Annotated in this window: 25 protein-coding genes, 1 tRNA gene and 1 pseudogene; 12 read left to right on the top strand and 15 right to left on the bottom strand. The window is 60.9% G+C overall.

All coding sequences use genetic code 11. From position 1 onward, the window contains the following. Positions 1 to 99: 99 nt before the first annotated feature. From hisC to ACZM8Y_RS13665, 6 genes and pseudogenes are all read left to right on the top strand, one after another. Positions 100 to 1,203 (top strand): histidinol-phosphate transaminase, encoded by a 1,104-nt coding sequence (hisC, locus tag ACZM8Y_RS13690; RefSeq protein ID WP_482332890.1) that lies wholly within the window; start codon positions 100 to 102, stop codon positions 1,201 to 1,203. Between the two features lie 2 nt (positions 1,204 to 1,205). Next, a pseudogene (gene cmk, locus ACZM8Y_RS13685) lies at positions 1,206 to 1,844 on the top strand ((d)CMP kinase); the annotation flags it as partial. After that, the gene (gene moaC, locus ACZM8Y_RS13680) at positions 1,839 to 2,435 is read left to right on the top strand and encodes a cyclic pyranopterin monophosphate synthase MoaC (RefSeq protein ID WP_489501794.1); all 597 of its coding nucleotides are present in this window, start codon (positions 1,839 to 1,841) and stop codon (positions 2,433 to 2,435) included. The pseudogene cmk and the gene moaC, both read left to right, overlap by 6 nt. A 2-nt stretch (positions 2,436 to 2,437) precedes the next feature. Continuing rightward, positions 2,438 to 3,223 carry a prolipoprotein diacylglyceryl transferase gene (gene lgt, locus ACZM8Y_RS13675; protein WP_308772229.1) on the top strand — a complete coding sequence of 262 codons (786 nt, stop codon included), beginning with the start codon at positions 2,438 to 2,440 and terminating at the stop codon, positions 3,221 to 3,223. Between the two features lie 609 nt (positions 3,224 to 3,832). Then, positions 3,833 to 4,051 carry a translation initiation factor IF-1 gene (gene infA, locus ACZM8Y_RS13670; protein WP_005028298.1) on the top strand — a complete coding sequence of 73 codons (219 nt, stop codon included), beginning with the start codon at positions 3,833 to 3,835 and terminating at the stop codon, positions 4,049 to 4,051. 249 nt (positions 4,052 to 4,300) lie between these two features. Next, the gene (locus ACZM8Y_RS13665; protein ID WP_482331026.1) at positions 4,301 to 4,795 is read left to right on the top strand and encodes a prolyl-tRNA synthetase associated domain-containing protein; all 495 of its coding nucleotides are present in this window, start codon (positions 4,301 to 4,303) and stop codon (positions 4,793 to 4,795) included. A 306-nt stretch (positions 4,796 to 5,101) separates the two neighbouring features. Here ACZM8Y_RS13665 and ACZM8Y_RS13660 read toward each other — a convergent pair whose 3' ends face one another. The 4 genes from ACZM8Y_RS13660 to recR all read right to left on the bottom strand — a co-directional run bounded on the left by ACZM8Y_RS13660 (position 5,102) and on the right by recR (position 11,488). Further along, positions 5,102 to 6,178: a hypothetical protein gene (locus ACZM8Y_RS13660; protein WP_302552926.1), complete on the bottom strand. Its 1,077-nt coding sequence runs from the start codon at positions 6,176 to 6,178 to the stop codon at positions 5,102 to 5,104. A gap of 106 nt (positions 6,179 to 6,284) precedes the next feature. Then, the gene (locus ACZM8Y_RS13655; protein ID WP_482331032.1) at positions 6,285 to 9,947 is read right to left on the bottom strand and encodes a DUF748 domain-containing protein; all 3,663 of its coding nucleotides are present in this window, start codon (positions 9,945 to 9,947) and stop codon (positions 6,285 to 6,287) included. A gap of 125 nt (positions 9,948 to 10,072) precedes the next feature. Beyond that, the gene (locus tag ACZM8Y_RS13650; protein ID WP_308772325.1) at positions 10,073 to 10,774 is read right to left on the bottom strand and encodes a Bax inhibitor-1/YccA family protein; all 702 of its coding nucleotides are present in this window, start codon (positions 10,772 to 10,774) and stop codon (positions 10,073 to 10,075) included. A 102-nt stretch (positions 10,775 to 10,876) separates the two neighbouring features. After that, positions 10,877 to 11,488 carry a recombination mediator RecR gene (gene recR / locus ACZM8Y_RS13645; protein ID WP_308772324.1) on the bottom strand — a complete coding sequence of 204 codons (612 nt, stop codon included), beginning with the start codon at positions 11,486 to 11,488 and terminating at the stop codon, positions 10,877 to 10,879. A 65-nt stretch (positions 11,489 to 11,553) separates the two neighbouring features. Between recR and ACZM8Y_RS13640 the strand changes: the two genes are divergently transcribed. Then, positions 11,554 to 11,820: a hypothetical protein gene (locus tag ACZM8Y_RS13640; protein ID WP_487480214.1), complete on the top strand. Its 267-nt coding sequence runs from the start codon at positions 11,554 to 11,556 to the stop codon at positions 11,818 to 11,820. A 669-nt stretch (positions 11,821 to 12,489) separates the two neighbouring features. Here ACZM8Y_RS13640 and ACZM8Y_RS13635 read toward each other — a convergent pair. The 3 genes from ACZM8Y_RS13635 to ACZM8Y_RS13625 all read right to left on the bottom strand — a co-directional run bounded on the left by ACZM8Y_RS13635 (position 12,490) and on the right by ACZM8Y_RS13625 (position 15,849). Continuing rightward, the gene (locus ACZM8Y_RS13635; RefSeq protein WP_302552922.1) at positions 12,490 to 12,801 is read right to left on the bottom strand and encodes a YbaB/EbfC family nucleoid-associated protein; all 312 of its coding nucleotides are present in this window, start codon (positions 12,799 to 12,801) and stop codon (positions 12,490 to 12,492) included. 63 nt (positions 12,802 to 12,864) lie between these two features. Beyond that, on the bottom strand, positions 12,865 to 14,859 hold the full coding sequence (gene dnaX / locus ACZM8Y_RS13630; RefSeq protein WP_482331044.1) for a DNA polymerase III subunit gamma/tau: 1,995 nt from the start codon (positions 14,857 to 14,859) through the stop codon (positions 12,865 to 12,867). 66 nt (positions 14,860 to 14,925) lie between these two features. After that, the gene (locus ACZM8Y_RS13625) at positions 14,926 to 15,849 is read right to left on the bottom strand and encodes a branched-chain amino acid transaminase (RefSeq protein WP_308772089.1); all 924 of its coding nucleotides are present in this window, start codon (positions 15,847 to 15,849) and stop codon (positions 14,926 to 14,928) included. A gap of 221 nt (positions 15,850 to 16,070) precedes the next feature. Here ACZM8Y_RS13625 and ACZM8Y_RS13620 point away from each other — a divergent pair, with 221 nt between their 5' ends. Next, positions 16,071 to 16,304 carry a hypothetical protein gene (locus ACZM8Y_RS13620; protein WP_302552919.1) on the top strand — a complete coding sequence of 78 codons (234 nt, stop codon included), beginning with the start codon at positions 16,071 to 16,073 and terminating at the stop codon, positions 16,302 to 16,304. A gap of 769 nt (positions 16,305 to 17,073) precedes the next feature. Here ACZM8Y_RS13620 and ACZM8Y_RS13615 read toward each other — a convergent pair. From ACZM8Y_RS13615 to tolQ, 8 genes are all read right to left on the bottom strand, one after another. Beyond that, on the bottom strand, positions 17,074 to 17,571 hold the full coding sequence (locus tag ACZM8Y_RS13615) for a periplasmic heavy metal sensor (RefSeq protein ID WP_482331056.1): 498 nt from the start codon (positions 17,569 to 17,571) through the stop codon (positions 17,074 to 17,076). A gap of 272 nt (positions 17,572 to 17,843) precedes the next feature. Then, positions 17,844 to 17,920: transfer RNA gene (locus tag ACZM8Y_RS13610), tRNA-Pro, on the bottom strand. 50 nt (positions 17,921 to 17,970) lie between these two features. Then, the gene (gene pal, locus ACZM8Y_RS13605) at positions 17,971 to 18,468 is read right to left on the bottom strand and encodes a peptidoglycan-associated lipoprotein Pal (protein ID WP_302552917.1); all 498 of its coding nucleotides are present in this window, start codon (positions 18,466 to 18,468) and stop codon (positions 17,971 to 17,973) included. Between the two features lie 247 nt (positions 18,469 to 18,715). Further along, the gene (locus tag ACZM8Y_RS13600) at positions 18,716 to 20,038 is read right to left on the bottom strand and encodes a translocation protein TolB (protein WP_302552916.1); all 1,323 of its coding nucleotides are present in this window, start codon (positions 20,036 to 20,038) and stop codon (positions 18,716 to 18,718) included. A gap of 124 nt (positions 20,039 to 20,162) precedes the next feature. Further along, on the bottom strand, positions 20,163 to 20,846 hold the full coding sequence (locus ACZM8Y_RS13595; RefSeq protein WP_482331068.1) for a TonB family protein: 684 nt from the start codon (positions 20,844 to 20,846) through the stop codon (positions 20,163 to 20,165). Positions 20,847 to 21,636: 790 nt separating this feature from the next. Continuing rightward, positions 21,637 to 22,620: a cell envelope integrity protein TolA gene (gene tolA, locus ACZM8Y_RS13590; RefSeq protein ID WP_482331073.1), complete on the bottom strand. Its 984-nt coding sequence runs from the start codon at positions 22,618 to 22,620 to the stop codon at positions 21,637 to 21,639. 80 nt (positions 22,621 to 22,700) lie between these two features. Continuing rightward, a complete protein-coding gene (locus tag ACZM8Y_RS13585; protein WP_302552913.1) occupies positions 22,701 to 23,141 on the bottom strand; it encodes an ExbD/TolR family protein in 441 nt (146 codons plus the stop codon). A 9-nt stretch (positions 23,142 to 23,150) separates the two neighbouring features. Next, positions 23,151 to 23,843 carry a protein TolQ gene (gene tolQ / locus ACZM8Y_RS13580; protein ID WP_302552912.1) on the bottom strand — a complete coding sequence of 231 codons (693 nt, stop codon included), beginning with the start codon at positions 23,841 to 23,843 and terminating at the stop codon, positions 23,151 to 23,153. 332 nt (positions 23,844 to 24,175) lie between these two features. On the opposite strand from tolQ, the gene ACZM8Y_RS13575 reads away from it, so the two are divergent. From ACZM8Y_RS13575 to ACZM8Y_RS13560, 4 genes are all read left to right on the top strand, one after another. Continuing rightward, a complete protein-coding gene (locus ACZM8Y_RS13575) occupies positions 24,176 to 24,571 on the top strand; it encodes a Fur family transcriptional regulator (protein ID WP_009380424.1) in 396 nt (131 codons plus the stop codon). A 150-nt stretch (positions 24,572 to 24,721) separates the two neighbouring features. Continuing rightward, positions 24,722 to 25,297, top strand: a complete 576-nt coding sequence (gene rbr, locus ACZM8Y_RS13570) for a rubrerythrin (RefSeq protein WP_302552911.1) — start codon at positions 24,722 to 24,724, stop codon at positions 25,295 to 25,297. A gap of 20 nt (positions 25,298 to 25,317) precedes the next feature. Further along, entirely contained in the window at positions 25,318 to 25,503 is a 186-nt protein-coding gene (locus ACZM8Y_RS13565) for a rubredoxin (protein ID WP_005028320.1), read from the top strand. A gap of 228 nt (positions 25,504 to 25,731) precedes the next feature. Then, a complete protein-coding gene (locus ACZM8Y_RS13560) occupies positions 25,732 to 26,784 on the top strand; it encodes a glycosyltransferase family 9 protein (protein WP_482331089.1) in 1,053 nt (350 codons plus the stop codon). The last annotated feature ends 39 nt before the right edge of the window (positions 26,785 to 26,823 follow it).

Raw genomic sequence — 26,823 nt, 5'->3', positions numbered from 1 at the left:
AGTCCCACCCCTCCATCTATCCACCCCCTGTCATTCGCCTTGACGATACGGGCGGAAAAAAGGAAACTTCCTCCTTTACAACCATAGAAGGAACTTGCCATGTCTCCCATCCCCATGCGTTCACTGGTCCGGGGCTTCAAGCCCTACACGGCAGGGCTCTCCATCGACGAGATCCGCGAGAAGTACGGCATCGAACGGGTCATCAAGCTCGCCAGCAATGAAAACCCTCTCGGAACCTCTCCGCTGGTTCAGCATACGCTGGAAACGCATGCGGGACTGGCATTCCGTTATCCGCAGGCCGGAAACCCCCGCCTTGTGAAGGCCATCGCCGCCCATCACGGCGTATCGCCCTCCCGCGTCATCGTGGGAAACGGCTCCGATGAAGTCATCGACCTGCTGTTCCGCATCTGCGCCGAGCCGGGCGTGAACAACGCGGCGGCCTTCAAGCCCTGCTTCGGCATCTACACGACGCAGGCCGCCCTGTGCGGCGTGGAGCTGCGCCAGACCCCGGTGAACGCCGACTTCTCGTTCCCGTGGGATAACCTGCTCAAACTGGTGGACGGCAAGACGTCCCTCGTGTTCGTCACCACGCCCGACAACCCGTCGGGGTACACGCCTCCGGCGGCGGAACTCGAAAGGCTGGCGAAGGCGCTGCCCGACACCTGCCTGCTCGTGCTGGACGAAGCCTACATGGACTTCACCGACGACGAGGCGGATTACTCGCTGGCGAAGCGGCTGGACGAATTCCCCAACGTGATCATTTCGCGCACGTTCTCCAAGAGCTTCGGCATGGCCGGGCTCCGCCTCGGCTACGCCATTGTGCCGGAGGAGCTGGCCGATCACTACTGGCGTGTGCGCCTGCCTTTCTCGGTGAACCTGATGGCTGAGGAGGCCGGGATCGCCGCGCTGCAAGACGTGGCGTTCCACGATGAGACCATACGGGTGGTTCGCGAAGGCCGCGCGTGGCTCACCGGGGAGCTCGCCAAGCTCGGATGCCGCGTCTTCCCTTCCCAGTCGAACTTCCTCATGTTCGAGCTTCCGGCGGACGGCCCCAGCGCCGCCGCCCTGTTTGAGGATTTGCTGCGCCGCGGGATCATCCTGCGTCCGCTGACCAGCTATGGCCTGCCCCGGAACCTCCGCGTATCCGTGGGGACGGCTGAAGAAAATGCCATGCTTATCAACGCAATGCGGGAACTGCTGTAATCATGAAGTGTCTGCCTATCATCACATTGGACGGCCCCGCCGGGGTCGGCAAATCCACCCTCGCCAAGCGCCTCGCCACCATTCTGGGAATTCCCTATCTGGATACCGGGGCCATGTTCCGTACCATAGCCCTGCGCCTCGGGCCGGGCGCGGAAACGCTGCCGGAAGACGAACTGAGGGCGCGCTGCAACGCCTTCCGCTTTAAGTTGCAGGGCGGCGGGGAGGATTCCGTATTGTTGTGCAACGATGTCCCCGTGGGCCGCGAAATCCGCACCGAAGAAGTCGGGCGGCTCGCTTCGCGCCTCGCCACATCCACGGTGGTTCGCGATTACTTGAAAGAAGCCCAGCGGTCGCTTGGGGAGTCCGGTTTGGTCGCCGAAGGCCGCGACATGGGCACCGTGGTGTTCCCCACGGCGCGGTTCAAGTTCTTTCTTGACGCAAGGCCGGAAGTGCGCGGGATGCGCCGTTTTGAGGAGTTGCAGGCCAAGGGCGAACCCGCCGATCTCGCGCAGATCACCGAAATGATCCGCCAGCGCGACGACATGGATCGCAACCGGGCCGTCGCGCCCCTCAAGCCCGCCGCCGACGCCGTGATCGTCGATACTTCGGATCTCGATATTGACGGCGTCCTGAAGGTGCTGACGGATACGGTGGCGGCCTCCTCGGAACGTATCGTGCGGGAAGTGCGCTGCTGCCCGAAAGATGCCGCCGAAGACGCCGCTTCCGGGGTGCGCGACGCCGCGTTTTCCCACATGGCCGGGGACGGCTCCATCAGCATGGTGGACGTGGGGGGTAAGGACGTCACCAAGCGCATCGCCATCGTGCGCGGGGCCGTGGAGATGAATGCCCATACGCTCGGCCTGCTCAAGGAACACGCCCTGCCCAAGGGCGACGTGCTGGTCACGGCGCAGGTCGCCGGGATCATGGCGGCGAAGCGGACTTCGGAGCTTATCCCGTTGTGCCATCCCGTGCCGCTGAGTTTTGTGGACGTGCGCTTTGAGATTCAGGATGAGCCGCCCGCCGTGCTGATCGAATCCGAAGCCCGGACGAGCGATCGCACCGGCGTGGAGATGGAAGCCATCATCGCCGCCCAGGTTGCGGCGGCGACCATTTACGATATGTGCAAGGCCGTTCAGAAGGATATGGTTATCCGCGACGTGCGGCTTGTGCACAAATCCGGGGGGCGCACGGGCACGTTCGAGCGCCGCAAGCCCTCCGTGGGGCGGCCCTGATCATGCTGGCCTATCCGAATATCAGCCCGGTCGCCCTGAGCCTTGGCCCCGTGCAGGTTCACTGGTACGGGCTTATGTATTTGTTCGCCTTTCTGACCGGGTGGGGGCTGGCGCGCTGGCGTGCTTCCCGTCCCGCGTGGGCTGCGGCGGGCTGGAGCGGGCAGAAGGTCGATGACCTGTTGACGTGGATCATGCTTGGCGTGGTGGCGGGCGGGCGCTTCGGGTATGTGCTGTTTTACGATTTGCCCGCGTATCTCGATCAGCCGTCCGAGATTTTCAAGATCTGGAACGGCGGCATGTCGTTCCACGGCGGGCTCATCGGCGTGTTGCTGATGGGCTGGTGGTGGAGCCGCCGCAACAAGAAGAAGTTCATGGACGTGGTGGACTTCGTCGCTCCTCTCGTTCCGCCGGGCCTGTTCTTTGGGCGCATCGGGAACTTCATCAACGGCGAGCTGTGGGGCGGGGTTACGGACGGCCCCTTGGGGATGGTGTTCCCCACGGGCGGCCCGCTGCCGCGTCATCCTTCGCAGTTGTACGAGGCCGGGCTTGAAGGGCTGGTCATGTTCGCCGTCCTGTGGGCCTATTCGTCCAAGATCCGCCCCACCGGGCGCGTTTCCGGCCTGTTCGCGGTGCTGTACGGCGTATTCCGTTTTGCCGTGGAGTTTGTCCGCCAGCCAGATCCGCAGCTCGGCTATCTGGCTTTCGGCTGGCTCACGATGGGTCAGCTTTTGTGTGTTCCTTTGCTCATCGCTGGGTTCTGGCTGTTGTTCAGGCCGGTGAAGGCATGAAGCATTGGGGAGGGGAAGGGGAACCTTTCTGGAGAAAGGTTCCCCTTCCCCTCCCCAAACCCCTCCCTTTCCCCTCCCAAGACTTTCGCGTTTATCGAATCCCTGTTGGCAGGCTTTCCCGCCGATGGGAGCCGGGCTTTCTTTTGGGGCTGTGTCATAGGAAACGGTTGATGCTTTATTACTTGAACCGCTAAAGGAATAAGCGATAAAATGCCTCAGCCGTGGAGTCCTTCGGCGGAAAAACTGGAGAAAAAGGCCGTATTTTTACCATACTGTGGAGATGAAGAAAGCGATACAGATTACGGGCCTCATCATGGGTATTTTCATCATACTGCGGAGATGAAGCGCCATATCTTATGAATGGGCTTTATCTGGTTGGTGTTTCAGGAAAGAAAACGCCGACCCTTTGCGGCGGCACGGTTTGGGGGAAAGTTTTTTCAGGGGAGCGGGGTTGTTTGGGCTGGATGGCGGAATATGGGGAAAGGCTTGTGAATCCGTCCTGTGCGGTTGACAAGGATAGCCGTTTCGGGGCACTGTAACGGGTCATTGAATCCAACGCCTTTTGCAGGGGTGTGGACATACATATCAAGGATTTTTTGAGGAGGCTCCATGGCGAAAGAAGATGCCATTGAAGTTGACGGCGTGGTTCAGGAAGCGTTGCCGAACGCGATGTTTCTTGTTGAGCTTGAAAACGGGCACACGGTGCTCGCCCACATTTCCGGCAAGATGCGCAAGTTTTACATCCGCATCCTGCCCGGCGACCGGGTCAAGGTAGAACTTTCCCCCTACGATTTGACCCGTGGGCGCATCACCTACCGTATGAAGTAGCCCCGACCTGCGTTGATTTCCCTTCCCCGTGGCATGCTTGCCGCGGGGTTTTTGCGTTGGCGGTGTCATGGAAAATGGTTGATGCTTTTTTCCTTGAAGTTCCAAAGGAATAACCGGCAAATGCCTTGGCCGTGGATTCCGTCAAGGGGAAAACTGGAGAAAAAGGCCGTATTTTTACCGCGCTGTGGAGATGGAACAGCCACATGCCATGACAGGGCCTTTGCGTTTGGCCCATAGCGGGGGAAGGTCATGGAAGACAGAGAGATCCGCAAGGTTCTGGACGTGTTGGAGAATGCGGGCATCCGTTACCGTATGGTTTCGCATGATCCCGTATATACCATTGAAGAAATGGAGCGCCTGCACCTTGATGCCGATGCCCTGATCGCCAAGAACCTTTTCCTGCGCGATGCGCGGGGCAAGCGCCATTTCCTTGTGGTTCTCGCCAAGGACAAGGTTGTGGATCTCAAGGCGCTGCGGAGGCGGCTCGGAACAAGCGCCCTGTCCTTTGCCTCGGAAGATCGGTTGAAACGCCTTCTGGGGTTGGAAAAAGGGGCCGTGACGCCTTTGGGTATCCTGAACGACGAGGCCCGCGCCGTGGAAGTGCTCTTTGACCGCGATCTCGCCGGGCTCCCTGCCCTCGGCGTCCATCCCAACCACAATACCGCCACCGTCTTCCTGCCGCTCGCCGATCTGGAATCCCTGATCCGCAGCCACGGCAATGCCGTTTCGTTCGTGGACATCTGAACCTCGGATAGTTCCGTTTTCCGCCTTTGCCAAAGCCTCTCGCGCGGTTCGCAACCGGAACGCCAGCAACGGCGTTTGGGTTCTCTCTCTCGCGCGCGCGCGGGTTCCTCCCGCTGCCGCGTCACCGCCTGTTCCGAATTCCGCGCGCGGTTCCTCAGCCTTGCCATGATCTGAAAAGCCTGAGGGTTCTCTCCCGCGTTTCAGTCCGCCAACGGTGCGAAACAAGCAAACCCTGCTGTACATGCTTGAAGGGAGGAAGGAACACGGTTCCCTCCCCCCTTCAACAATTCCTTCTTCCTCAGACGGCTATTCGGCGGACTCTTCCCCTTCCTGAAGGAAGAGTTCGATGCGGTCGCTGCCGGGAGCGATGCGGATATCCGCGCTCAGTTCCCTGCAGGCGGCTTGCGCTTCATCCTGCGCTTTCTTGGCGTCCTTTTCGCGGCATTCGGGCGAATCGGGTTCAAAATGCGTGTCATAGGGATCGGCGTTCGGGGCCGTCAGTTGGACAAGCATGTTTCGGATGGCTTCCTTGCGGACGGCGGGATCGGGGCTGATGATCGGATCATCCATATAGACGGGGCCGTCGTCGCCGAGCGCCACGTGTTTGTATGCCTTGCCGGACAGCGCGGAAAACAGTTTCTCCAATGCCCCTTCGTTGAGCGGCGTGGTCAGGGACAAGCCTATGATGTTGGTTTCCGTATCCTTGTAAAGGGAGATGATCCCGCGCCAGACGACCCCGTCGCTGGCCATCGCGGTCTTGATCGAGAAATTTTGGCTGTCGTTGTAGCTTTCCCGGCGCAGCGGGATGCCGTACATGAGGCACTCCTGTTCGCTCATGCCGCCTTTGAAGGTATCGAGCAAGGGCCCGATGGGGATGACTTCCGGCGGGTTCCGGTCGGGATCGCGCTCAAGCCCGCGATCTTTTTCCTCCCCGTCAGCGATGAACAGCGGTTCCGCTTTCCGGTAGACCTCAAGCGTGGGGTCGGGCATGCAGCTCGTATCGAGCAGATCCTCCGCTTGGAGCTCCTGCTTGATCGGGAAACTCAGGAGATAGTCGCCCATGTCCGCCTCAAGGAAGAAGCAGGGGGCTTCGGGCAGCGTGACGGCGGCTTGCTGTTCCATGTCCAGATGCCCGGTGAGCTTCCGTTCGATCCACTGTTGTTGGGGATCCTGGCACCAAAGGGAAAAGCCTTCGACGGGATAGTCCATATGGTTGGCAATCGTCGCGGCGGACGCCGCAGTCCCCCCCGCCATGAAGACGGCCAGCGTGAGCAGCGCAATAAGCCGGAAGCGTTTGCGCACGCCGTTTTCTACGCGTCCCGGAGCGCATGGGAAGCCCGCCGGGGAGACGCGGCGGGCGCCGGGCATGTAAGGCAAGTCCATGGAACCTCCTACAAATGGAAAGGGTTCTTTCTCCGAAAACATGAGCCTGTATACCATAAATGCAGTCAGGATCTGAAATCGTTTTTTATCTTTTTGTATCAGTGGATTAGCGTAACTGGATCTCCACCTGCGCCGTTCCGCGCCGCACGTCGGGGAGGCCGCCCTTGGAGGCGATGCCCACGCGTTTCCCCAACCCCGGCCCGTGCTTCAGGAGAAAGGCGCGCACTTCTTCCGCGCGGCTGCGGGCCAGCGCTTCCAAGTCCGCTTGCGTTACGTTTTCGAGCGCTTGCAGCTTCTGCTCCATGATGTCCGGCTCCTCGCCGCCAGCGGCTTTGCGCCCGGCGGGGGAGTCTTTGTAGACGTGCAGGAGGAAACGCTCATACTCGCCGGGTGATAGCTTTATGGTACCGGCGGGGTTGGCCGCCCGCTGCTTGGCGGGCAGGGCGGCGTGGTGCCGGGCCTGCACCTTGCGGATGACCCGAAGGCGTTTCAGGCCGCGCGTGTCGCTGGCGGGCTCATACATGCCGACGAGCTCGATTTTGACGCGAGGGTGCTCTTCAAGCGCCTTGGCGATGCGTTTGAGGCGCTCTTGGGCGGCGGGGTTGATGCGGGTGTCGCCGGGAGGGAAGGCGATGACCTGAAGCGCGGGATCGTCCGGCGTCACAAGCCCGATGATGCCGCCGAGCAGCGCGAAGGGGGAGGTCACGACCTTGGTGAACAGCCCGCCGAGGGCCTTGCCCACCAGCCCGCCGACCTGCAGCGCGGCGTCGTCGAGCCGCCCGGAAATGGGGAGATCCAGCGCGATGTTGCCGCGCAGGTCTTCCAGCAGGGCAAAGCCGAGGGAGACGGGATAGTCCGGCGCGCCGGGCCGTGTGTCCTTGGGGCCGAGCACGGGCTTTTCCAGCCGGATGTGGTTGTCGAGAGAAAATGTCCAGCCGGACGTAGTGAAGGCGCTTTCAAGATCAAGGCGCCCCTGCACGACGGGATGCCCCAGATAGGCCCGCGTATAGGCGGAATAGCGGGCGAGATCCACGCCCTTGGCGGTGAAGGACAGTTTGGCCGCCGGAGGGGTCGAGAACGGATTGCAGGAGCCGGACAGGGTAATGGGCGCGCCTCCAAGCTGCCCGGTCAAGACGATGTCGGGCAAGCCGCCGGATGAGGAAAGGCCGTTGACCGCCGCGTTGATATCCTGAACGGCGGAGACGGAACCGTGGGCCTGATCCCGGAACAGCAGGGCGGCATCCTGAAGCTTCAGGGAGGCTACGGAAAAACGGAAGCGGGAGGGCTTTGGGGCCGTCTGCTTGGGGATGCAGTCCAGGATGTCCAGCGTCTTGTCGGCATTGAGGGCCACGTCCATACGCAGGAGATCAAGCAGCACGGCCTTGGCCTCGAAGCTTGAGGAAGCCGAAGAAAAGCGGAACGTGTCCGCGGAAAGGCGGCGGAGCAGGGCATACACTTTCTCGGTGCGGGCGTCCTTGAGCCGGAGGTCGCGCACGGTAAGGGAGCCCGAAGCCAGTATGTCGAGGCCCTTTCCTTTTTCCTCCGTGATCGCGGCGTCGAGGTTCGCGGAGAGCCTGCCGGACGGGGAGAGGTTTGTGGAGGCGCGCAGGGGCGTATCGAACCATTCGAGGGGCAGATCCGCAGCGTCCATGCCGGCGGAAAAGCGCAGGGGGACGGGGCGCAGCGTCCCTTTGAGGTTCAGGCTGCCGGACGATGCGCCGCGGGCGCGCAGGGTCAGGCTGATGGTATTGGTCAGGTCGCCGGAAAGAGGCCCGGTTTCCAGATCGAGGCTGGAGATGAGCTTTTCGGCCTTCCCTGCGGCGACGTGCTCCAGCTTGCCCCCAGCGATGCGGAAGCCGTCTGCCTTGAGTTTCCAGTCCGAGAGGAAGGTTTTTGCGGCGTCCGGCAGGGCTGCGGCAAACATCCCTTCAGGGAGGCGCGTTTGGGCGGCGGGAGCGGTTTTTTCCGCAGGCTTCTTTGCGCCGGGGACAGCCAGCCCAATGCCGCCGGAAGACGCCACGCGCACTTCGGGGGCTTCGACGGACAAGGCTTTGACCGAGGCGGAACGGGCCTGCGTGTCAAAATGCAGGCCATTGAAGGTGAGCGCCCGTATCCGGACGGCGGGGGAACCGGCGTCTTTCCCGGCTTTGCGGTCGGCTGCGGAAAGGCTGCTGCCGCGCCCGAAGGACAGCGCGCTTACCGAGGCTTCGGCGTCGGTGACGGCAAGGAAGGTTCCTGATCCGGGGGCGCCGGGCGTTTTCCCGTCAGGGCCGAAGCGGACGCCGCCCTTGATCGCAATGCGCCCCAGAATGTCGTTGAGGGGCGTTTCCCCAAGCAGGGGCCGGAGCACCATGAGCGGCAGGTCGTCCACCCACAGGGAGGCATTGAGGCTCGGAGGGTTGAGCGTGCCTTCGCCGTCCACAGCGAGCACCCCTTCCGTGCTGATGCCGAAGGAGAGGCGCATGGCCGTGCGTGCGCCGGGGCGGGTGGAATATTCCGCGATGCGCCCGTCCACGCCGGTGATCTCGATCTGCTGCGTGTCCGCAAGGCTGGCGTCTACCCATGTGAAATCGGAGTTCCTGAGGATGAGATCCGCGCCTTCCACTACGAACGGCGTTTCGGGAGAAAGGTTTTCGGGGTTCGCGTCCGTCCCGCCCAGCCAGTCCGCCCAGTCGATGCGCCCGGCCTTGTCGCGGCTGACGCGCAGGTACAGGCCGTCGAGTTCCATCCCGTCCAGACGGATGCGCCGCTCGGACAGCGTAAAATCGTTCAGGCTGGCCTGCCCCTTGCGGAGCCTGCCCACGATGGAGCCTTCCGGGGCGGCGATTTCCGCATCCTCGATCTTGACCGTGCCGGACAAGCTGCTCTCCACCTTCCCCAGATGCGGCTGCGACAGGGTGAAGCGCATGTCGAGCGCCACCGTGCCGCTGTTCAGGGTCAGGGGCGTGAAATCGGAAAGATAGCGCTTGAAATGCTCCATGTGCAGCGGGGCCGTGTGGATGGCGAACGTGGTGCGGAGCGTTCCGGCATCGGGTTCGGTACGGCCTTCCACGTTGATGCGCGTGCCGTTGACCAGCGCGGAGAGCGTGGGCGCAAACGGGAGATCCGCCGAATGCAGGAGCGGGACATGAAAGCTCACGTCGCTGACCGTATGGAGCATACCGACGGGGCCGTCGCGGAGCAGGATGGTTCCGCCTTCCAGATCAAGATCGCTTACGGCGAAAAGCGGGGCATCGGGCCCGGCGTCGGCCCCGTCCGGTGCGGGAAGCAGCTTGGAGAAGGAAAACAGGCCATTGCCGAGATAGGTGATGTCGAGCGCCGGATTGTGTACGCGGAGGGCCGCCTGAATGGGGGCGGTGTCCGCGAAAAGCCGGAGGCGTGGCCGGATGTCCAGCCGTTCGATGGTCAGCAATGCGCCGTCGGGCGTCCCCACCTCTTCAAGGTAGGGGACGCGGATGCCCCGCACGGCAATGCCGAGGGTAAACGGGTTGACCGAAAGGGATTCGATGGTGACGGGGGCGTTGACGGCCTCCGAGAGCCGGCTTTCCACGACGCCGCGCAGCACCGAGGGCGGAAGGGAAACGGCAAGGGCCGTCCACAGGGCGCAGAGGAAGCCGATCCCGACAAGGCAGGCACGCCAGCCTTTGGCGGAACGCCGTCCCCGGCTTCGGGCCTTTTCCTCCTCGGCCTGCGCGGAAATGGGGGGACGCTGAGGGGCTTTTTGGGCGGCGCGGCGTTTCCTGCGCCGCTTGCGTTGCTTGGAAGCCATGCGCTTTTCCTGTGTCGGGTAGCAAAAAAGCCTTTCACATCCCGGATGCGGTCATGAAAGGCTCCCGTTGCCCGCCGGAGCGGAACCGGCGGGCGTAAGGGGACGGCTCCCCCAGGTTGATCCGATTAGCGGCGGTCTCCCATGAGGCGGAGCAGCATCAGGAACAGGTTGATGAAGTCAAGGTAGAGGGTCAGCGCGCCGAGCAGGGCGCCGCGGCGGATGGCGGTGGCGTCGTCAAGCGGGGCGTTTTCGCCGAAGGCGCGGATCTTCTGGGTATCGTAAGCGGTCAGGCCGGTGAAGATGATCACGCCGAGGGCGCTGATCACGAAGGTCATGGCCGAGCTCTGGAGGAAGATATTGACGATCATGGCGATGATCAGCCCGAAGAGGCCCATCATCATGAAGCTGCCCATGCCGGTGAGATCACGCTTGGTGACGGTGCCGTAGATGCTCATCCCGCCGAACATGGCCGCGCAGGTGACGAACGTGGACATGACGGAAGCGCCCGTATACACAAGCAGCACCGAGGACAGGAACGCACCCATCAGCGCACTGTAGACGACGAAGAGGGCGGTGGCGGCAAACGCGGACAGCCGGGAAATCATGCCGCTCAGAACCAACGGCATGGCGAACACGGCGATGGCGAGGATGATCAGGCCGAAGGTGTTGCCGAAGATGGCGGACAGAAGGGCCGGGGAGGACGCGACGAAAAAGGCGGTCCCCGCCGTGACAAGCAGGCCGACCGTCATCCACTGGTACACATGGCGCATAAAGACGGATGCGACGCTGATGCTGGCTGACCGAGTGGAATCGCGCAAGCTTTCCATTGAATAAAACCTCCGTAAAAAATGGGGGTAAGAGAACTCTGAAATACCTTTTGGGATAATAGTCATTAAAAGGCTATGGCGCAAGTGCCCGGCATTGCAACCTCAGCGGATTTCCTGCCTGTACTGGAGCGACTGGCGCAGGGTTTCGCGGTCCATGAACTTCACTTCCGCGCCGAGCGGGATGCCCTGCGCGAGCCGGGTGACGGTCACGCCGGGGAAGCGGCGGTTGACGAGGCTCTTGACGAGCGCGCCCGTGGTTTCCGCTTCCACCGTGGCGCCGAGGGCGAGCACGACTTCTCGCACCTGCCCTTCTTCCAGACGCTTGGTGAGCCGATCGAGTTCGAGGCTTTCGGCGCTCAGGTTGTCGAGCGGAGCCAGCAGGCCGCCCAAAATGAGGTAGCGGCCCTTGTAGAACGCGCCCTCTTCCAGCGTGAGCATACTGTCCCATTCCGCGACCACACACAGCAGCGAGTCGTCGCGTTCCTTGTCCGAACAGACGCTGCAGGGATCGGTTTCCGTCAGCGCCCCGCAGCGGGAACACAGCCGCAGGTTGTCGCGCAAGTCGTGGATGCCCTTGCCGAGCCGCCGCGTTTCGGTTTCAGGCCACTTGAGCAGCGTCATGGCCACGCGCATGGCCGATTTCGGCCCAAGGCCGGGCAGCCGGGCCAACTGTTCCACGAGCGCCTTCAACGGTTCAGGGATTCTGTGATCCATACTTCCTCATTTTGGTGGACAGAAAGATTGGGGAAGGAACCTTTTTCAGAAGGCTCCGTCATAGCATGCGGTTGTTTCATCTCCACAGCACGGTGAAAATACGGCCTTTTTCTCCGGTTTTCCCTCTGGCGGAATCCGACAGCCAAGGCATTTTTCCGGTTATCCCTTTGAAACTTCAAAGAAAAAGCCTCAGCCAGTTTCTGTGGTACAGCCTTCCAAAAAGCCCCAACTCTGTTATTGATGCCGTAAACCCCGGAGGCCCGTCAACGGCACGCCCCTTTCGAGATATTCGCCTTTCCAATGAAACCCGTATTCATCCATATGAAATTTAAGGCTCTGTTATAGTTTGTGGTTGTTTCATCTCCACAGTGTGGTGAAAATACAGCCTTTTTCTCCAGTTTTCCTCTTGGAGGAATCCGACAGCCAAGGCATTTTTCCGGTTATCCCTTTGGAACTTCAAAGAAAAAGCATCAGCCAGTTTCTGTGGCACAGCCTTCCAGAAAGCCCCAACCCTGTTATTGATGCCGTAAACCCCGGAGGCCCGTCAACGGCACGCCCGTTTCGAGATATTCGCCTTTCCAATGAACCCCGTATTCATCCATATGAAATTTAAAATAAATCTTTTACAAAATCATCGAAAAGGTGAATGCCTCCCCCCTTTCCGGGCCGCCATCCGGCTGCTCCCCCTCACTCGCCCCATCCTCCTCTCCTTCCCAGCGCTTTTGACACATCGGGCTCCTGTTCCGCACATTGCTTCGGGAACGGAGGCTTTTCGGGAGAGGAAGGGGGATTTGAGGAAAACGCCTCCCTAGGGACGCGACAACCCGCCATCCACGGTCGGACGACGGGCGACTGGCAGCCCACCGGGGGCAAAACGCATGTCCTTCGCCCCGCCCCGTCCCCAAAACGCGAAAGTCTTGGGAGGTGGAGGGGGTGGGGTTTGGGGAGGGGGAGGAGGAAGCCTTTCTTCAGAAAGGTTCCTCCTCCCCCTCCCCAATACTTTAAATGATGCCGGGCAGCTTGATGCCGCCGGTGATGGCGCTGACTTCGCGGTCCATCGTGGCGCGTCCGATGCGGAGAGCTTCGTTGACGGCGGTCAGGACGAGATCCTGAAGCATTTCCACATCGCCGCCTTCAAGGGCTTTGGGATCGATGGTGATGGACACGATGTCCTGCTTACAGGTGGCGACGACCTTGACCATGCCGCCCCCACTGGAGGCTTCGACGGTACGTTCAGCCATTTCCTGCTGCATCTTGGCGATTTTGTTCTGCATGACGCCGGCTTGGCGTACAAGATCATTCATGTTGCGCATTGCGGTCTCCTTGAAAGGATCGGTTGAGGAGAGGTTTCCGAGGAACCTCCTACGAGGGGCCCTTCAACTCCGTGTGTGCTCCACCGGGATACACCGAATGAGAGAAGCGCCGAAAGTCTCGGTGAGAGACTTGATCACGGGGTGGGAGGCAAATTCTTTTTTCAGTTCGGCCTCGGTCTTGTGCAGCCGTTCCGGGGCGGATACCCGTACGGAGACGGGCTTGCCGGAATAGTCGCTGGCCAGCCGTTCCAGCTCGGAGAGCCGTGAAGGGGCCGAAAGCTGTTCATACTGGATGGCGCTGGTTGTGGCAAGCGTCAGGACTCCTTCCGAAAATACGCCGTTCGCCTGCGTGAGCGCCGGAAGGGACAACGTGGCGTCGCTCTGGTTCCTGCGGCAAAATTCCACGAAATCCATCCATGCTTCCGAAGGCGCGGGCACGGTGGAAGCCTGTTTTTTCTTGGACTTTGCGGGAGTGGTATCCTTCGTCGGAGCGAAGCCTTCCGCCGGGCCCGTGTCCAGAGGGTGCGGGGCGTCTATGGGCGCGACCGTCGCGGAGGGGCCGGGCTGCTCCGAGACGGCCGGGGGAGCCGTTTCCCACGGAGGCGTGCCTTGCGGGGCGGCAGGCCGAGCTGGGGCGGGGGCCGCCGCAGGGCGGGGCGGAACCGGCGGGCGGGACGCTGCCGGAGCCGGGCGCGGGGGGATTGCCGAAGCCTGGGAAGGTTTTGCCGGGGATGCCTGAGGCGCGGAAAACGTGGGCTGCACCGGGGCTGCGGCAGGCGCGGGCGGTGTGGCCGGAGATGAAACCGGGGCGGCAGGCGCTGGGCGCACGGGCGCGGAAGAAGCGGGCGGCGAGGGCACCGGGGCGGGGGTTGCCTGAGGCGCGGCCGGTGCGGACGGCACCGGTGCGGCGGGTGTCCCGGAAGCCGGGGCGACAGTGGTGCGGGAGAGCGTTTCCAGCGATACGAGGCGCGGCAGCAGGGCGAGGTTCAGGAGCAGGAGTTCCAGCGCGGCGGACGGCTCGAGGCTGGTGAGCACCTGCCGCTGGCTTTCGAGCACCATCTGCCATGCAGCATGGATATACGCGGGATCGAACTGCGGCGCGAGATCCAGCAGGCGCTGCTTTTCCGCGTCCGGCATGTCGAGCGCGGCGGCTGCCGCAGCCCCGGCCTGACGGATGAGAAACAAATTGCGCCACAATGTGGTCAGTTCACGGAGGAAAAAACCGAGATCCACGCCGCGTTCCAGCAGCTCCTGCGTCAGCGCGGCGACGGCGAGGCAGTCCTGAGCCTTGAGCGCGTTGAGAAGGCGCTCATAGAGCTCCTGCCCGGCAAGGCCGAGCACGCTGCGGGTGGAGGCTTCGGTCAGGTTGTCGCCGCCGAGGGCCAGCGTCTGGCCGAGCAGGGACATGCTGTCGCGCACGCTTCCGGCTGCACGGCGTGCGAGGAGGCGGATGGCGTTTTCCTCGAACGGGATGCCTTCCTTATTGAGCACGCGCGTCAGATGGGCCATCAGTTCGGCTTCAGGGATGGCCTTGAAAATGAAATGCTGGCAGCGGCTGACGATCGTGATCGGAAATTTGTGGGCCTCGGTGGTGGCGAGGATGAACGTCGCGCGCGGCGGAGGCTCTTCCAGCGTCTTGAGCAGGGCGTTGAAGGACTCGCGCGTGAGCATGTGCGCTTCGTCGATGATGAAGACCTTGTAGCGACCTTCCATCGGCGCGTAGGCGATGGCCTCGCGCAGGCGGCGGGCGTCGTCGATGCCGCGGTTGGATGCGCCGTCGATTTCCACCACGTCAACATGGTTGCCCATCGTGATGCGGCGGCACTGCTCGCACTGGTTGCAGGGCTCGCCGGTGGGGGCATGTACGCAGTTCAGCGCCTTGGCGAAGATGCGTGCGATGGTGGTCTTGCCCACGCCCCGCGTCCCGCTCAGCAGGTAGGCGGGCGCAACCTTGTCTTCCGCGGCGGCGCGGGAAAGGATGGCCTTGACGGTTTCCTGTCCCGTCACTTCAGCGAATGTCTGCGGACGGTAGCGGGCTGCGAGGGATGCGTGGCTCATGCGGTATCGTATTGCGCCGTGCGGCGAAGCCGGAACGGGGGAGGAGGCCCTCCCCCGTGGGCGGCTCTAGAACTTGTAGCTGGTCAGCCAGTGGCCGTAGCGGGGATCCTGCCCCTTGATCGCCTTGAAGTAGGCGGTCTGGAGGGCCTTTGTCACCGGGCCGGCATGACCTTCGCCGATGGTGCGGTTGTCGAGTTCGCGGATGGGCGTCAGTTCGGCGGCGGTGCCGCTGAAGAACGCTTCGTCGGCGTAGTAGACTTCATCGCGGGTAAAGAGCTGCTCTTCCACGGTGTAGCCGAGATCGCGGGCGATCTTGATGATGGAGTCGCGGGTGATGCCGTCGAGGATGGCGGTCAGCGGCGGGGTCTTGATCACGCCGTTGCGGACGATGAAGAAGTTTTCGCCGGTCGCTTCGCAGACGTAGCCGTTGGTGTCGAGCATCAGGGCTTCGTCATAACCGTCCTGCTTGACTTCCATCTTGGCGAGTACGGAGTTCACGTAGTTGCCGGCGGCCTTGGCCTTGCTCATCAGGGTGTTGACGTGCATACGGGCGAAGGAGCTGGTCTTGACGCGGATGCCCTTTTCGAGGGCTTCGGCTCCGAGGTAGGCGCCCCAGGGCCACACGGCAATGATGACGTGCGTGGGGTTGTTGCTGGGGAACACGCCCATGTCGCCCTCGCCGGCAAAGGCGAGAGGACGGATGTAGCCTTCGGAAAGCTTGTTGGCCACAACGGTTTCGACAATCGCCTTGGAAATTTCGTCGGCGGTATAGGGCATGTCGATGCCAAGGATTTTGGCGGAATTGACGAGGCGCTTGGAATGCTCCGGTAGACGGAAGACGGCGGAAGAACCGTCAGGGCAGGCGTAGGCGCGGATGCCTTCAAAGACGCCGGTGCCGTAATGCAGACCGTGGGCAAGCACATGGACTTGGGCCTGATCCCAAGGGACCAGCTTTCCGTCAAACCAGATGAATTCCGTTTTCTGAAACATGGGATTACCTCTACAACCCCGCAGGGTGAATTCGTTTGTACGCTCCGGTAGATGAAGCGTTGCGATCCGTTACGCTAAGTGAAAGCGGGGCGGGGGTCAAGAGGTGCAGTCCCTGTTCCGTGACAATCCTTTCTTTCCTGCCGGGAGGCTTTCCTTTTGGTGTAAAGCGACGTACTCTGGCGTCCCCATTCCGGGTCATATTTGCATACAAAGGGATAGCAATGGATCAGCCTCTGCCTTTTGAAATACCCAACGTGACGGTTCTGCTCCAGCCGGAGGAGCAGGTTCTTGAAATCCCCCGCCACAAGGTCAAGAATGTGAAACAGCTCCTCAAATATCTCGGCATCCGTGAGTGCACCGCTCTCGTGGCCCGCGGGCGCGAGCTGCTCACGCCCGATCGCGCCGTCCTTCCCCACGACAGCCTGCTGGTCAGGAAAGTCACCTCAAGTGGTTGATGCGCGGAGGGGAGTGGAGAGATTTGGGGAGGGGAAGGGGAACCTTTCTGGAGAAAGGCTCCCCTTCCCCTCCCCAAGCCCCACCCCATCCTCTCCCAAGACTTTCGACTGGTGGGGAGGCTGCGTGGCGGAAGTTCGTTCCGTTCGGAGAGAGGGGGCGCTGTATGTGGGAGACATTCAGCTTTTTGATGTCTAATAAATTATTTTAAATTTCATGTGGTTGAATACACGCTTCATTGGAAGCGTAGATGTCTCGCATGTGGTGTTTTATTGCTTTTGTACTGGGATAGGAAAGGATTGATGCTTTCTTTTGAGGCTCTGTTACAGTCTATGATTGTTTTGTTTGGCTGAGTTCTAGGTTGTGTCGTTAATTAGGTATAATATATTGAAAATACTTGTCTATTTTTAAAAAAATGCAAAAAATATTTTAATAATTTTAAATAGTTACATAAAACGATACGACCTGGAAAGGCAGGGAAGTTCCTTCCCTGCTTTTTTATTTGAGATTCAAAGAGATAATTCCGAAGCCGCTTTGGACTCCGCCAACGGGAAAACTGGAAAAAGCCAGCCTTTTCTTATTGTGAAGATGGAACAATCACGCCCCACGACATCATCTTTCCGTTTCCTGTTGCGATTATGAACTTCTGCCGCGCCGCCTCCCCACCAGTCGAAAAGTTTAGGAGGGTGAGGGGAGGGGGCTTGGGGGAGGGGAGAGGGAGCCCTTTTTAAAGGGGGCCCTCTCCCCTCCCCCAACTATCCCCATTTCCGCTCAATGCATAGGCATCATCCGATGATAGCCGCGCATCATGCCGCGGTGCATCGGGCAGGGCGTGTAGCCGTCCGAGCAGGTTCCGCGCTGGATGGAAATGCCGAGCTCGCTGGCGAGGCGATCAGCCATCATGTCGTGAACCTTGATCATCTGCGTGTGAAGCGAAGCAACCTCGGCGGCTGCCTTGGCAATGGCCTCCTCATTCATGTTGGGCATGCTCGCCATCGTATCAAGCTGAAGGCGCTTGGCCATCATCTTTTCGCGCAAGGGCAGCATGGCCTCCTCCGCCGACTTGATTATTTCATTGTATTTTGCCTGCTTTTCAGGCGTCAGGGACTGGTAGGCCGCGTTGCCGTCAAAGGCGCCGACGGGCGGCATCATGCCGTTCCCGGCGGATGCAGCAGGGGCCGTTTCAGCGGCCTGAACGAAGTCCGCCCCGACGCAGGCAATGGAAGCCGTCATAACCAGAAAAAGGAACGCTTTCAGATAAGGACGCATATCCCAAACCTCCGTTACGTATCGTTCCCAAGAGCATAGGAGGCGCAACGGGGCGAAACAATGATTGTTTCGATGAGAGTGTCAGGTGCCCTTGGAGGAGATGAAAAGGGGATGGGGAGGTTGCGGGGGCTGACAAAGGGGCCGCAAGGCTTAGGAGGCGGGGAGGAAACTGCTGATGCAGGGGAGCGGGGGAAGGCCGGGAACAGCGGGTGGGGAGAACGGCGGGCAGAAAAAAAGGACTCCGGCTGTGCTGGAATCCTTCTGCGTTGTTCTGGTCGGAGCGACTGGATTCGAACCAGCGACCCCCTGGTCCCAAACCAGGTGCGCTACCAAACTGCGCCACGCTCCGTTACGGCTCACGCCGCCCCGCAAGACGGCGTGAGTATTCAGAAAGCAAACTTATTTCGCGATAACGCGGAAGTCGTCGCGGCGGTTCTTTTCCCACACGGCGGGGCCGGTGCCTTCAACGGCGGGACGTTCCTTACCGAAGGAGATCATTTCCATCTGGTCGGGGTTCACGCCGAGCATGACGAGGTATTCGTAAGCGGCGCGGGCGCGGCGTTCGCCGAGGGCGAGGTTGTATTCCTGAGTGCCGCGGGCGTCGCAGTTGCCTTCGATGCGCACGCGGATGCTGGGATAAGCCTTCATGAGCTCAGCCTTCTGGCGGAGCATGTCGCGGGATTCGGCCTTGATGTCGGACTTGTCAAAGTCGAAGTACACGACACCATCGGTGATCGCCTGAGCGGCGCGTTCGATAGCGGCGTTGGCGGCGCTGTTGTCGTCGGCGGTGACGGCGGGAGCCACATCAGCGCCAGTCTGCTTTTTCGCGCAACCAAAACCAGCACCCATAGCCACAACGAGAGTCACAACGAGAGCCAAACGTTTGAAAGTGTTCATCTCTTTTTCCTCCTGAGCGAGTTTCCCCGCACAGAAAAACGGTTGATAAAATTCCTTCTTCCTTGCGTATGCTACCCTGCACACGCAAGGGCTGAAGGTTATTCCGGCAAACCTGTATTGTCAAGCGAGTGGGAGACGGTTTCAGTGATTTCCCGCGAAGATTTACGAGGAAAAAACATGGCTGCGGAAGGCCGCTCCCGCCCATTTCCGCCTATCTAAAAAACGCTCCCTTTTCCGTCAAGCCCGGCTAGCGGGGGATTGCGCCCCAACGGGGGAACGAGGCGTCTCCGCTGCCCGTGGGAACTTTCTTCGCGTCGCCGCCGTGCCGGGTCGTCAGGTAAATCTGGTTTTGGCCGCTCCGGTTGGAGGTGAAGGCGATGAAATAGCTGTCCGGCGCGAAGGAGGGCAGCACGTCATTGCCGGGGCCGAAACTGATCTGCTGTTCCGTGCCGGTGGTCAGATCCTGCACAAAGATGCGGTTTCCTTCCGAGGTGAGGCGCGAAAAGGCGATCAGCGTCCCATCGGGGCTCATGCTGGGCTCGGTATTGTAGCTGCCCTGCTTGGTCACGCGGGAGACGGAGCCGGAGGCCATATCCTTCATAAAGATCTGCGGCCCGCCCATGCGGTTGGACGTGAAGGCCATCTTGGTGCCGGCGGCATCGAAGGTCGGCGACACGTTGATGGTGCCGTTGGCTTCAAGCGTGCGTTCCTTCTGGAAGGCGTGGTTGAGCATGAAAATGTCGGGGTTTTTGCCGGTGGAGAGGCTTACCGCGACTTTGTTGCCGGGAGTGAAGGTGGGGCCGATGACGGTGTTGCCGGGGAAGCGGATACGCTGGACGCGGTTGGTCAGGCGATCCCACACGCCGAGGGCGTGGCTCTTGTCGTCCATGTGGCTGAATACGATGAAGCGGCCGTCGAGCGACCACGACGGGGACATGGCGATGCCGGGGATATCGGTGATCTTGCGGAGGTTGCGGCCGGTGGGCTTGGTGATCCACACGTCGCGCTTGTTCTTGCCGCTGTTCTTCACAAAGGCGAGCGTGGAAAGGAAGAAGTCGCCGTGTCCGGTGAGGGCTTTCATAAGGTCGGCGCAGAAGCGGTCGGCCACATCCTGCACTTCTCCTTTGGTTACGCCGCTGTAGGCGTTTCCGAACACGAACTGCCCGGAAAAGGTTTCATAAACGCGCAGTTCGACGGTGGAGCCGGGCTTGTCGCCCTGAGGCCAGCCGGCGGTGACGAGCAGGTCTGCCCCCGCAAGCTGGAAGCGTTTGAAATCGACGTTCGGGGGCTGGTAGCCGGGGAGGATCGTACCGCCGAGGACGGCCTTGGGATCCGTCAGCCGCATGAAGGGCAGGAAGCTCAAGTTGTCATGGATGGCGGCGTCGAGCTCCTTGCCAAGCCCTTGGGCAGGCTGGCCGGTGCTGAGCGGGGCGGCCATGGCCAGATTGACGATGTTCTGGCCGGGCCCGTAGATGTCGATCTGCATGGCGGCTTTTGAGGAGCCGGCGGCGCAGGCCATCACAAGGCCGAGCAGAAGCAGCACTTGGGAAAACAGGCGGAATGGTTTCATGATGCCTTTAAAGGGGTTGAGGTGAACGGGAGGGCCTCCCGCAGGGTTTGGCCTACCGCTTTTCGGTAAAAAGGTCTTCCGTTTTTGCCACGGAAGACCTTTTGCTTACGCGGCGCAGTCTAGATCAATTGTTTTTGAGGGTAAAGAGGAGACGTATGGTCAGAGGTTCGGAACCCGCCGGGCGCGGGGGGATGACCCCTTCCCGGATGACCCCGGTCAGGACGGCGTTGTCCACTTCGGCCTTCCCGGATGACTTGGAGACGGACATCTGCTCGATCCCGCCGGTTTCGTTGACGCGGAGGGTCAGTTCCACGCTGTATTCCCCATGGACGCCCTGCGGGATCTGGATGTAGGGCTTGGCCCGGAACATGATTTCTTCAGCGTAGCTGCGTTCCTTGGGCGCGGCAGCCTGTCCTTGGGGCGCAGTCCCTTTGATGGCGCCCGGATCCGTCATGAACGTCAGATAGACTTCGGTGATGGCCCCGTACGGCGGCGTGGGGAGCGTCCCCGCGCGCACGACGGCTTGGCAGGCGGATTCGTCGAGTGCGGTATTGCCCGACTTGCGGCTGGCTTCGCAGTACAGCGGGCGTCCGTCGCTGCCGATGCGCAGGGAGATGGTGACCATGCCGGAAGCACCCGCCGGAGGCTGCCAAGCGGGCAGCACCTTGACGAGGACATCCCCGGCGTACCCGCCCGCGGTGTCCGCCCCGGCAATGAGGGGGATGCCCGTCGGTTCCGCCATGCCCGGCAGGGTGGAGCACAGTATGAATCCAAACGCAGCCAGCAGGCGCAGCATTGATTGAGGCATCGTTCGCTCCGAAATTTTCTTGCGTGTTGAAGTGTATACGTCCCTTTTATAGGACGCTTCGCCAAAAGGCCAGCCCCCTAGAGGCGGGGAAGGCCGGGGGAGGGCGCTTTTTATAAAAAGCGCCCTCCCCCGGACCCCCACCCGCAAAAATTTCGACTGGTGGGGAGGCCGCGCGTAGGGAGTTCGTTCCGATGGAAGAAAAAGGCTGTGTTATAGAAAATGGCTGTGCTTTTTTCTTGAAGCTTCAAAGGGATAACCGGCAAAATGCCTTGGCCGTGGATCCCGCCAAGGGGAAAATTGGAAAAAGGCTGTATTTTCACAGCACTGTGGAGATGAAACAGCCACATACTCTAACAGAGCCTTAGAAAATCATTGAGAAAGCGAATATCTCCCGCCCTGGTGGGGAGAGGGACGCTTTTCATCACCCCCAAAAAAGCGGGGATGGATGGCTCGGCAGGGCCGAAAGCCTTGGGGAAGAGGGGGCTTCTGGAGAAAAGGAAACGGCTGTGCCATAGGAAGCGGTTGATGGTTTGTTTCTTGGAATTCCAAAGGAATAACCCAAAATGCCCCAATCATGGAGTCCATCGGCGGAAAAATTGAAGAAAAAGTCAGTTTTCACCATATGGTGGAGATAAAACAACCCAATGCTATGACAGGGCCAAGGGAAATCGCCCCCGTATGACGAAAGCCTTGGGGGAGGGCGCGGGGAGTTCTGGCAGCGTTAAGGGGCGGGGAAAGCTTCCTTGAGAAAGCTTTCCCCGCCCCTTTTACTCTCTTTCCCCAAGGCGTGTTATCTTCTGCCCATCATTTCCTGCGTATTGAAGGTAAGGAGGAGTTCCTGCTGATCGGGCGTGGGCGGTGCGGGGAGCACCTTCGTCCTGATGACCGCGTTGACTGCCGAGGCGTCGACTTCGGCCCTGCCGGAGCTGCGGGCGACGGTACAACTGAGGACTTTGCCGCTCGGATCAAGCTTTACATTGACCTGCACGGAAAGGTTCACGCGGGAGTAGGTCGGCATGCTCCAGTTCGGCCGCACCGCAAGGATGACCTGCCCCATATACACGTCGTAAATGCCGCCTCCTCCGGGGCCGTCGCCTTCGCCGCCGCCTCCGCCTCCGGCACCCCCGGCGCTCTTCTTGAAGTCGGCGAGGGCGCCCGCAACGGACGACCTGCCGCCTTTTTCCTTGGAGCCCTGCGATGTTCCGGCCTTCTTCTTGGCGTCGTTCAACGCGTCGGCAAGGGCCTTGCTCGGATCTACGCCGTCCTTTTTCTTGTCGGATTCCTTGGCGGGCTTAGCCTTGTCGTTCGCCTTCTTGGCTTTCTCCGAAGCTTCTTTCTTGTCCTTCTTGCCGTCGTCCTTAGGCTTTTCCTTCGGTTTTTCCTTGGGCTCTTCTTCCTCGTCCTTGGGCTTCTTGGGTTGCTTTTTCTGCGCCAGCGCGACCTCGTCCGGCTTGGGTTCGGGTTTCGGTTTGGGCTTGGGCTGCGATTCCTTCTTGGGCTCGGCCTTGGGCTGTGCCGTGTCCTCGCGGGCTACGGGGACGGCGCTGGCCGCCTGTTCCGCCGGGGCGGGCTGAGGTGCGGCCTTGGTCGGCATGGGCTTGCCCTGCGGCCCGAGCACGGGCGAAGCCATCCGGTTGCCGCCCGGAGCGCCCATGTTCACGCTGATCTGCATCATGGGCTGATCAAGCTTCATGGGCGGGGAACTCGGCCACAAGAAAATCAGCAGCGCCAGAGCGAGGTGCAGGAGGATGGAAAAGAAATAACTGCCAAACATTGGTGGGTCTGCCTTTTTCCCCGGCTGAGGAAGCCGGGGCCCTTCTATCCGTTGTACGCGACCGGCGGAAGGCCGGGGCTTTACTTCTTGCCCTTCTTTGCCGGAACGGCGGGCGCATCTTCCCGCAGGGCCACCACGCCGAGCTTGTCGACCCCGGCTTCACGGATGCGGCCCATCACGTCCACGACAAGGCCGTAGGCCACGTCCTTGTCGGCTTGGAGAAACAGCTGCTTGTTCTGCTGCTTGACGAGCAGATCGATTTTATCCTGAAGCTCATCCAGCCCCACCTCGTACGAATCGAGGAAAATGACGCCGTCCTTGCGGATCGTCAGGATCATGTTGTCCGATTCGGTGGGCAGGGTTTCGACGGCCCGCGTCTGGGGCAGGTCGACGTCAAGCCCTTCCGTCATCATCGGCGCCGTGACCATGAAGATGATGAGCAGGACCAGCATGACGTCGACGAACGGCGTCACGTTGATTTCCGACACGAATCCTTTCTTGCCGCCGACAGAAGCTCCCATGAGGCACCTCTACTCGGCCTGTCCGCTTCTGGACACGGGGCGGTGGGCGTTCAGCTCGCGCTGGACGCGGTTGAGGAACATGCCGGCGAAGTTGACGAGGCGGGTTTCGAGCACGCCGAGGCTTCCGTGGAACGTGTTGTAGCCGATGGTCGCCGGGATGGCCACGAGAAGGCCCATAGCCGTGGCGATGAGGGCTTCGGAGATGCCGGGCGCGACGGTGGCGAGGGAGGCTGACTTCATGGCGCCGATGGCGTGGAAGGTGTTCATGATGCCCCAGACGGTGCCGAACAGCCCGATGAACGGCGCCGTGTTCGCGGAGGTCGCCAGGAAGGACAGGGAGCTTGTGAGGCGGGTCATTTCCATGTCCACGCCCTGCCGGAGCGCGCGGCGCACGTTGTCGACCACGACGTCTTCGGAGTTCCCGGCCTCTTTCGAGCGGTTGAATTCGGTCACGCCCTCGTGGGCGACGGTATACAGCGGGGAGTCGGGATCGCCGCCGAGGGACTGCACGGCCTCGCGCAGGTCACGGGCATGGTTGAAACGGTCCATGCCGTCGGCGGCCTTTTTGAGCGCCGCCCGGATGTTCATCCATTTGCGGAACATCAAGGCCCAACTGAATACGCTCATGAAGAGCAGGGCCACGAGGACCGCCTTGGCTACCAGCGTGGCTTGGGCAAGAAGGGAAAGAATGCTCAAATCCATAACGTCACACCTTGGTACGTCTGTATTTTTGGGAAAAAACGCCGTAACGGCGTTGCCGCTCCGGGCATGCCCCGCCGGGCTCCTGCCATAACAAAAGTCCCGACAGCGCCGGAGCGCTATCGGAAAAACGCTTGCTCACTCGCCCGGTAATAAGCGTCTCTGCCTATGGATGCAACGGGAAAATGGAACCTTTCCCCGCCTGCGTCCGCAAACGGGCTTTGACGGAACAATGCGGGCCGTTTGACAGTTTTATTCATTCCGCCGATAATATGCAATCCAAAAACTTGACATTTTTTAAACATAACAGTAATTGTTCTCAAAGAGGTATGAATATGTCACAGCCACAGACTCGTATGACTAGGCAACGTATGGTTATTCTTGAGGAATTGAGAAAGGTCAAGACTCACCCCACGGCTGACGAGCTGTATGCGATGGTTCGTACCCGCATGCCGCGCATCAGCCTTGGGACTGTCTACCGTAACCTCGATTTTCTGACGGAATCCAAAGAAATACTCAAACTGGAGTCGGCCGGCTCCATCCGCCGTTTCGACGGCGATACCCGCCCTCATCAGCATGTGCGCTGCCGGGTTTGCGGCAAAATCGGGGATGTCATTCCTCCCGTGCCGACGCCTTCCGTTGAAGGCGTTTCCGTCGAGGGCTTCACGATCACGGAAGCCCGCGTTGAATACGAAGGCATTTGCGAAGAATGCGCCCGCAAGGCGTCCTAAGCTTATGGGGGAGCCCCGCCGGGTTATAGTGGGGTTCCCTCATGCGCTTTTTAGCGTTATCGTAGAATGTATTGAGTGGGCGCAGCGGATGCGCCCAAGCGGTTTAAAGGGGCTTATCCCCCTTCATTTCTTACCAAAAGGAGAGGTTCTATGAAATCTTTGAAGGGTACGCAGACCGAAAGGAATATCCTCGCCGCCTTTGCCGGTGAATCTCAGGCCCGCAACCGCTATGATTATTTTGCCGGTGCTGCCAAAAAAGACGGCTTTGTGCAGATCGCCGACATTTTTACCGAAACCGCGCTTCAGGAAAAAGAGCATGCCAAGCGCCTGTTCAAGTTCCTTGAAGGCGGCGACGTGGAAATCACCGCGGCCTTCCCCGCTGGCATCATCACGGGCACGGAAGCCAACCTGTACGCCGCCGCTGCCGGTGAGCATCATGAATACACCGAAATGTATCCCTCTTTTGCGAAAATCGCCGACTCCGAAGGTTTCTCCGAAGTCGCCAGCGTGATGCGCAACATCGCCATTGCGGAGCAGTACCATGAAGAGCGTTTCCTTGCGTTCGCCAAGAACATCAAGGAAGGCCGCGTGTTCGTGCGCGAAACCCCTGTCGTGTGGCGCTGCCGCAACTGCGGCTGTCTTGTGACCGGCACGCACGCCCCGGCCCTGTGCCCCGCCTGTGCGCACCCCACCGCTCACTTTGAAGTGCTCCATAACCCGTGGTAAGCCGGTAAAGGGGGTACGTCATGGCTGATCCGAAAGATATGTATCGGTGCCCGGTGAGCAACTGCGGCTACGTGTACGATCCCGACCGGGGCGACAAGCGCCGCAAGATCCCCGCAGGCACTCGTTTTGAAGACCTTCCCGAAGACTGGACCTGTCCCGTCTGCGGGGCATCCAAGAAGAACTTCAAGCCTCTGAGCGAGGCTTAATTCCGTGGGGCGGGGAGGGGCCTGCCTTTAGGCCCTTCCTTTCCGCCCCTTCCCCCAACTTTTCCGCTCCGTAAGGCGGGAAAGTATTCCCGTTGAAAAAGCCCGGACAACATCCGGGCTTTTTTCGTCCCTTGTGCGGGCGGGGGACACGGGATAGGGTGCCGTTGCGGAAGAGGCATTGAGGTTTTTCCCGTATGGGATTGGAGTCTGGCCGAAAGGAGGCGCCTTATGAAGCGGATCGCGGTATGGAATACGGCTTTTTTGGGGGATGCGGTGCTGACGCTGCCGCTGATCCAGACGCTGGCGGACGCGTTTCCCGGTGCGGAGGTTGATTTTTACGTGCGGCGGGGGTTAGCCTCCCTGTTTGAGGCCCATCCGTCCATTCATGCCGTCTATGAGTACGACAAGCGCCGCATTTCCGGGAACAACCGCCTGTCCGCGCTGCTCAAGACCGGGCGTGCCCTCGGCGGGCGGCGTTATGACATCTGGATCGGTGCGCATCCAAGCCCCCGTTCCGCGTTGCTGGCCCGTTTGAGCGGCGCGCCGTTGCGCGTGGGATACGCCGGGGGGCCCGTCGCGGCGCTCTGCTACAACCGCCGTGTATCCCGCCGCTTTTCAGAGCTGCACGAGATCGAGCGGCTTCTTGAGCTGCTGAAGCCCATCTTGCCGCCCGAAGCCCCGCGTCGGCACTGGCCTGAGCTGGCCCTTCCCCCGGAGGCGCTGGAGAAGGCCGCCGCCTTCCGCGAGTCGCTCCGGCAAGGCGATCATACTCCCGTCCTGCTTGGGCTGCACCCCGGTTCGGTTTGGGGCACGAAACGCTGGCTGCCGTCCGGGTTTGCGGAAATCGCCCGCCGTGCCGCCGCCAAGGGTGTCCATGTGCTTGTCTTTGCCGGTCCCGGCGAGGAAGGCGTGGCCCGTGACGTGATCGCCCTTTCGGAGCTCAAGGGCAACCCGCTTCTGCACGATTTGTCCTGCGCCCTGACGCTGCCCGAACTGGCCGCCTATCTGCGTATGCTGAACTGTTACGTTTCCAACGATTCCGGCCCGATGCATCTTGCATGGGTGCAGCGTACCCCGGTTACGGCATTGTTTGGGCCGACGGTGCGTGGGCTCGGCTTTTTCCCGCGCGGCGAGTCCGCCAAGGTCTTTGAGGTTGCCCTTGAGTGCCGTCCCTGCGGCCTGCACGGGCCGCATCACTGCCCGAAGAAGCACCACCGCTGCATGGTCGACATCGACGTTGAAGCCGTGTGGCGCGATGTGGCGGGAAAGCTGGGGGTATAGAGGAAAATTGGGGAGGGGGAGGAGAAACTTTCTCTAGAA

The sequence above is a fragment of the Bilophila sp. genome, from assembly GCF_057864385.1.
This window is presented reverse-complemented; position numbering and strand designations above follow the sequence as displayed.

What these genes read in the sequence shown, in the direction of transcription:
- dnaX (WP_482331044.1), bottom strand. Translation starts at nt 14,859, where the DNA reads ATGAGCCACGCATCCCTCGCAGCCCGCTACCGTCCGCAGACATTCGCT.
- hisC (WP_482332890.1), top strand. Translation starts at nt 100, where the DNA reads ATGTCTCCCATCCCCATGCGTTCACTGGTCCGGGGCTTCAAGCCCTAC.
- ACZM8Y_RS13640 (WP_487480214.1), top strand. Translation starts at nt 11,554, where the DNA reads ATGCGGTTGTTTCATCTCCACAGCACGGTGAAAATACGGCCTTTTTCT.
- ACZM8Y_RS13665 (WP_482331026.1), top strand. Translation starts at nt 4,301, where the DNA reads ATGGAAGACAGAGAGATCCGCAAGGTTCTGGACGTGTTGGAGAATGCG.
- ACZM8Y_RS13615 (WP_482331056.1), bottom strand. Translation starts at nt 17,571, where the DNA reads ATGCGTCCTTATCTGAAAGCGTTCCTTTTTCTGGTTATGACGGCTTCC.
- pal (WP_302552917.1), bottom strand. Translation starts at nt 18,468, where the DNA reads ATGAACACTTTCAAACGTTTGGCTCTCGTTGTGACTCTCGTTGTGGCT.
- ACZM8Y_RS13560 (WP_482331089.1), top strand. Translation starts at nt 25,732, where the DNA reads ATGAAGCGGATCGCGGTATGGAATACGGCTTTTTTGGGGGATGCGGTG.
- ACZM8Y_RS13625 (WP_308772089.1), bottom strand. Translation starts at nt 15,849, where the DNA reads ATGTTTCAGAAAACGGAATTCATCTGGTTTGACGGAAAGCTGGTCCCT.
- recR (WP_308772324.1), bottom strand. Translation starts at nt 11,488, where the DNA reads ATGGATCACAGAATCCCTGAACCGTTGAAGGCGCTCGTGGAACAGTTG.
- ACZM8Y_RS13565 (WP_005028320.1), top strand. Translation starts at nt 25,318, where the DNA reads ATGGCTGATCCGAAAGATATGTATCGGTGCCCGGTGAGCAACTGCGGC.
- ACZM8Y_RS13585 (WP_302552913.1), bottom strand. Translation starts at nt 23,141, where the DNA reads ATGGGAGCTTCTGTCGGCGGCAAGAAAGGATTCGTGTCGGAAATCAAC.
- ACZM8Y_RS13655 (WP_482331032.1), bottom strand. Translation starts at nt 9,947, where the DNA reads ATGGCTTCCAAGCAACGCAAGCGGCGCAGGAAACGCCGCGCCGCCCAA.
- lgt (WP_308772229.1), top strand. Translation starts at nt 2,438, where the DNA reads ATGCTGGCCTATCCGAATATCAGCCCGGTCGCCCTGAGCCTTGGCCCC.
- ACZM8Y_RS13620 (WP_302552919.1), top strand. Translation starts at nt 16,071, where the DNA reads ATGGATCAGCCTCTGCCTTTTGAAATACCCAACGTGACGGTTCTGCTC.
- ACZM8Y_RS13635 (WP_302552922.1), bottom strand. Translation starts at nt 12,801, where the DNA reads ATGCGCAACATGAATGATCTTGTACGCCAAGCCGGCGTCATGCAGAAC.
- infA (WP_005028298.1), top strand. Translation starts at nt 3,833, where the DNA reads ATGGCGAAAGAAGATGCCATTGAAGTTGACGGCGTGGTTCAGGAAGCG.
- tolA (WP_482331073.1), bottom strand. Translation starts at nt 22,620, where the DNA reads ATGTTTGGCAGTTATTTCTTTTCCATCCTCCTGCACCTCGCTCTGGCG.
- ACZM8Y_RS13660 (WP_302552926.1), bottom strand. Translation starts at nt 6,178, where the DNA reads ATGGACTTGCCTTACATGCCCGGCGCCCGCCGCGTCTCCCCGGCGGGC.
- ACZM8Y_RS13600 (WP_302552916.1), bottom strand. Translation starts at nt 20,038, where the DNA reads ATGAAACCATTCCGCCTGTTTTCCCAAGTGCTGCTTCTGCTCGGCCTT.
- ACZM8Y_RS13650 (WP_308772325.1), bottom strand. Translation starts at nt 10,774, where the DNA reads ATGGAAAGCTTGCGCGATTCCACTCGGTCAGCCAGCATCAGCGTCGCA.
- rbr (WP_302552911.1), top strand. Translation starts at nt 24,722, where the DNA reads ATGAAATCTTTGAAGGGTACGCAGACCGAAAGGAATATCCTCGCCGCC.
- ACZM8Y_RS13595 (WP_482331068.1), bottom strand. Translation starts at nt 20,846, where the DNA reads ATGCCTCAATCAATGCTGCGCCTGCTGGCTGCGTTTGGATTCATACTG.
- tolQ (WP_302552912.1), bottom strand. Translation starts at nt 23,843, where the DNA reads ATGGATTTGAGCATTCTTTCCCTTCTTGCCCAAGCCACGCTGGTAGCC.
- ACZM8Y_RS13575 (WP_009380424.1), top strand. Translation starts at nt 24,176, where the DNA reads ATGTCACAGCCACAGACTCGTATGACTAGGCAACGTATGGTTATTCTT.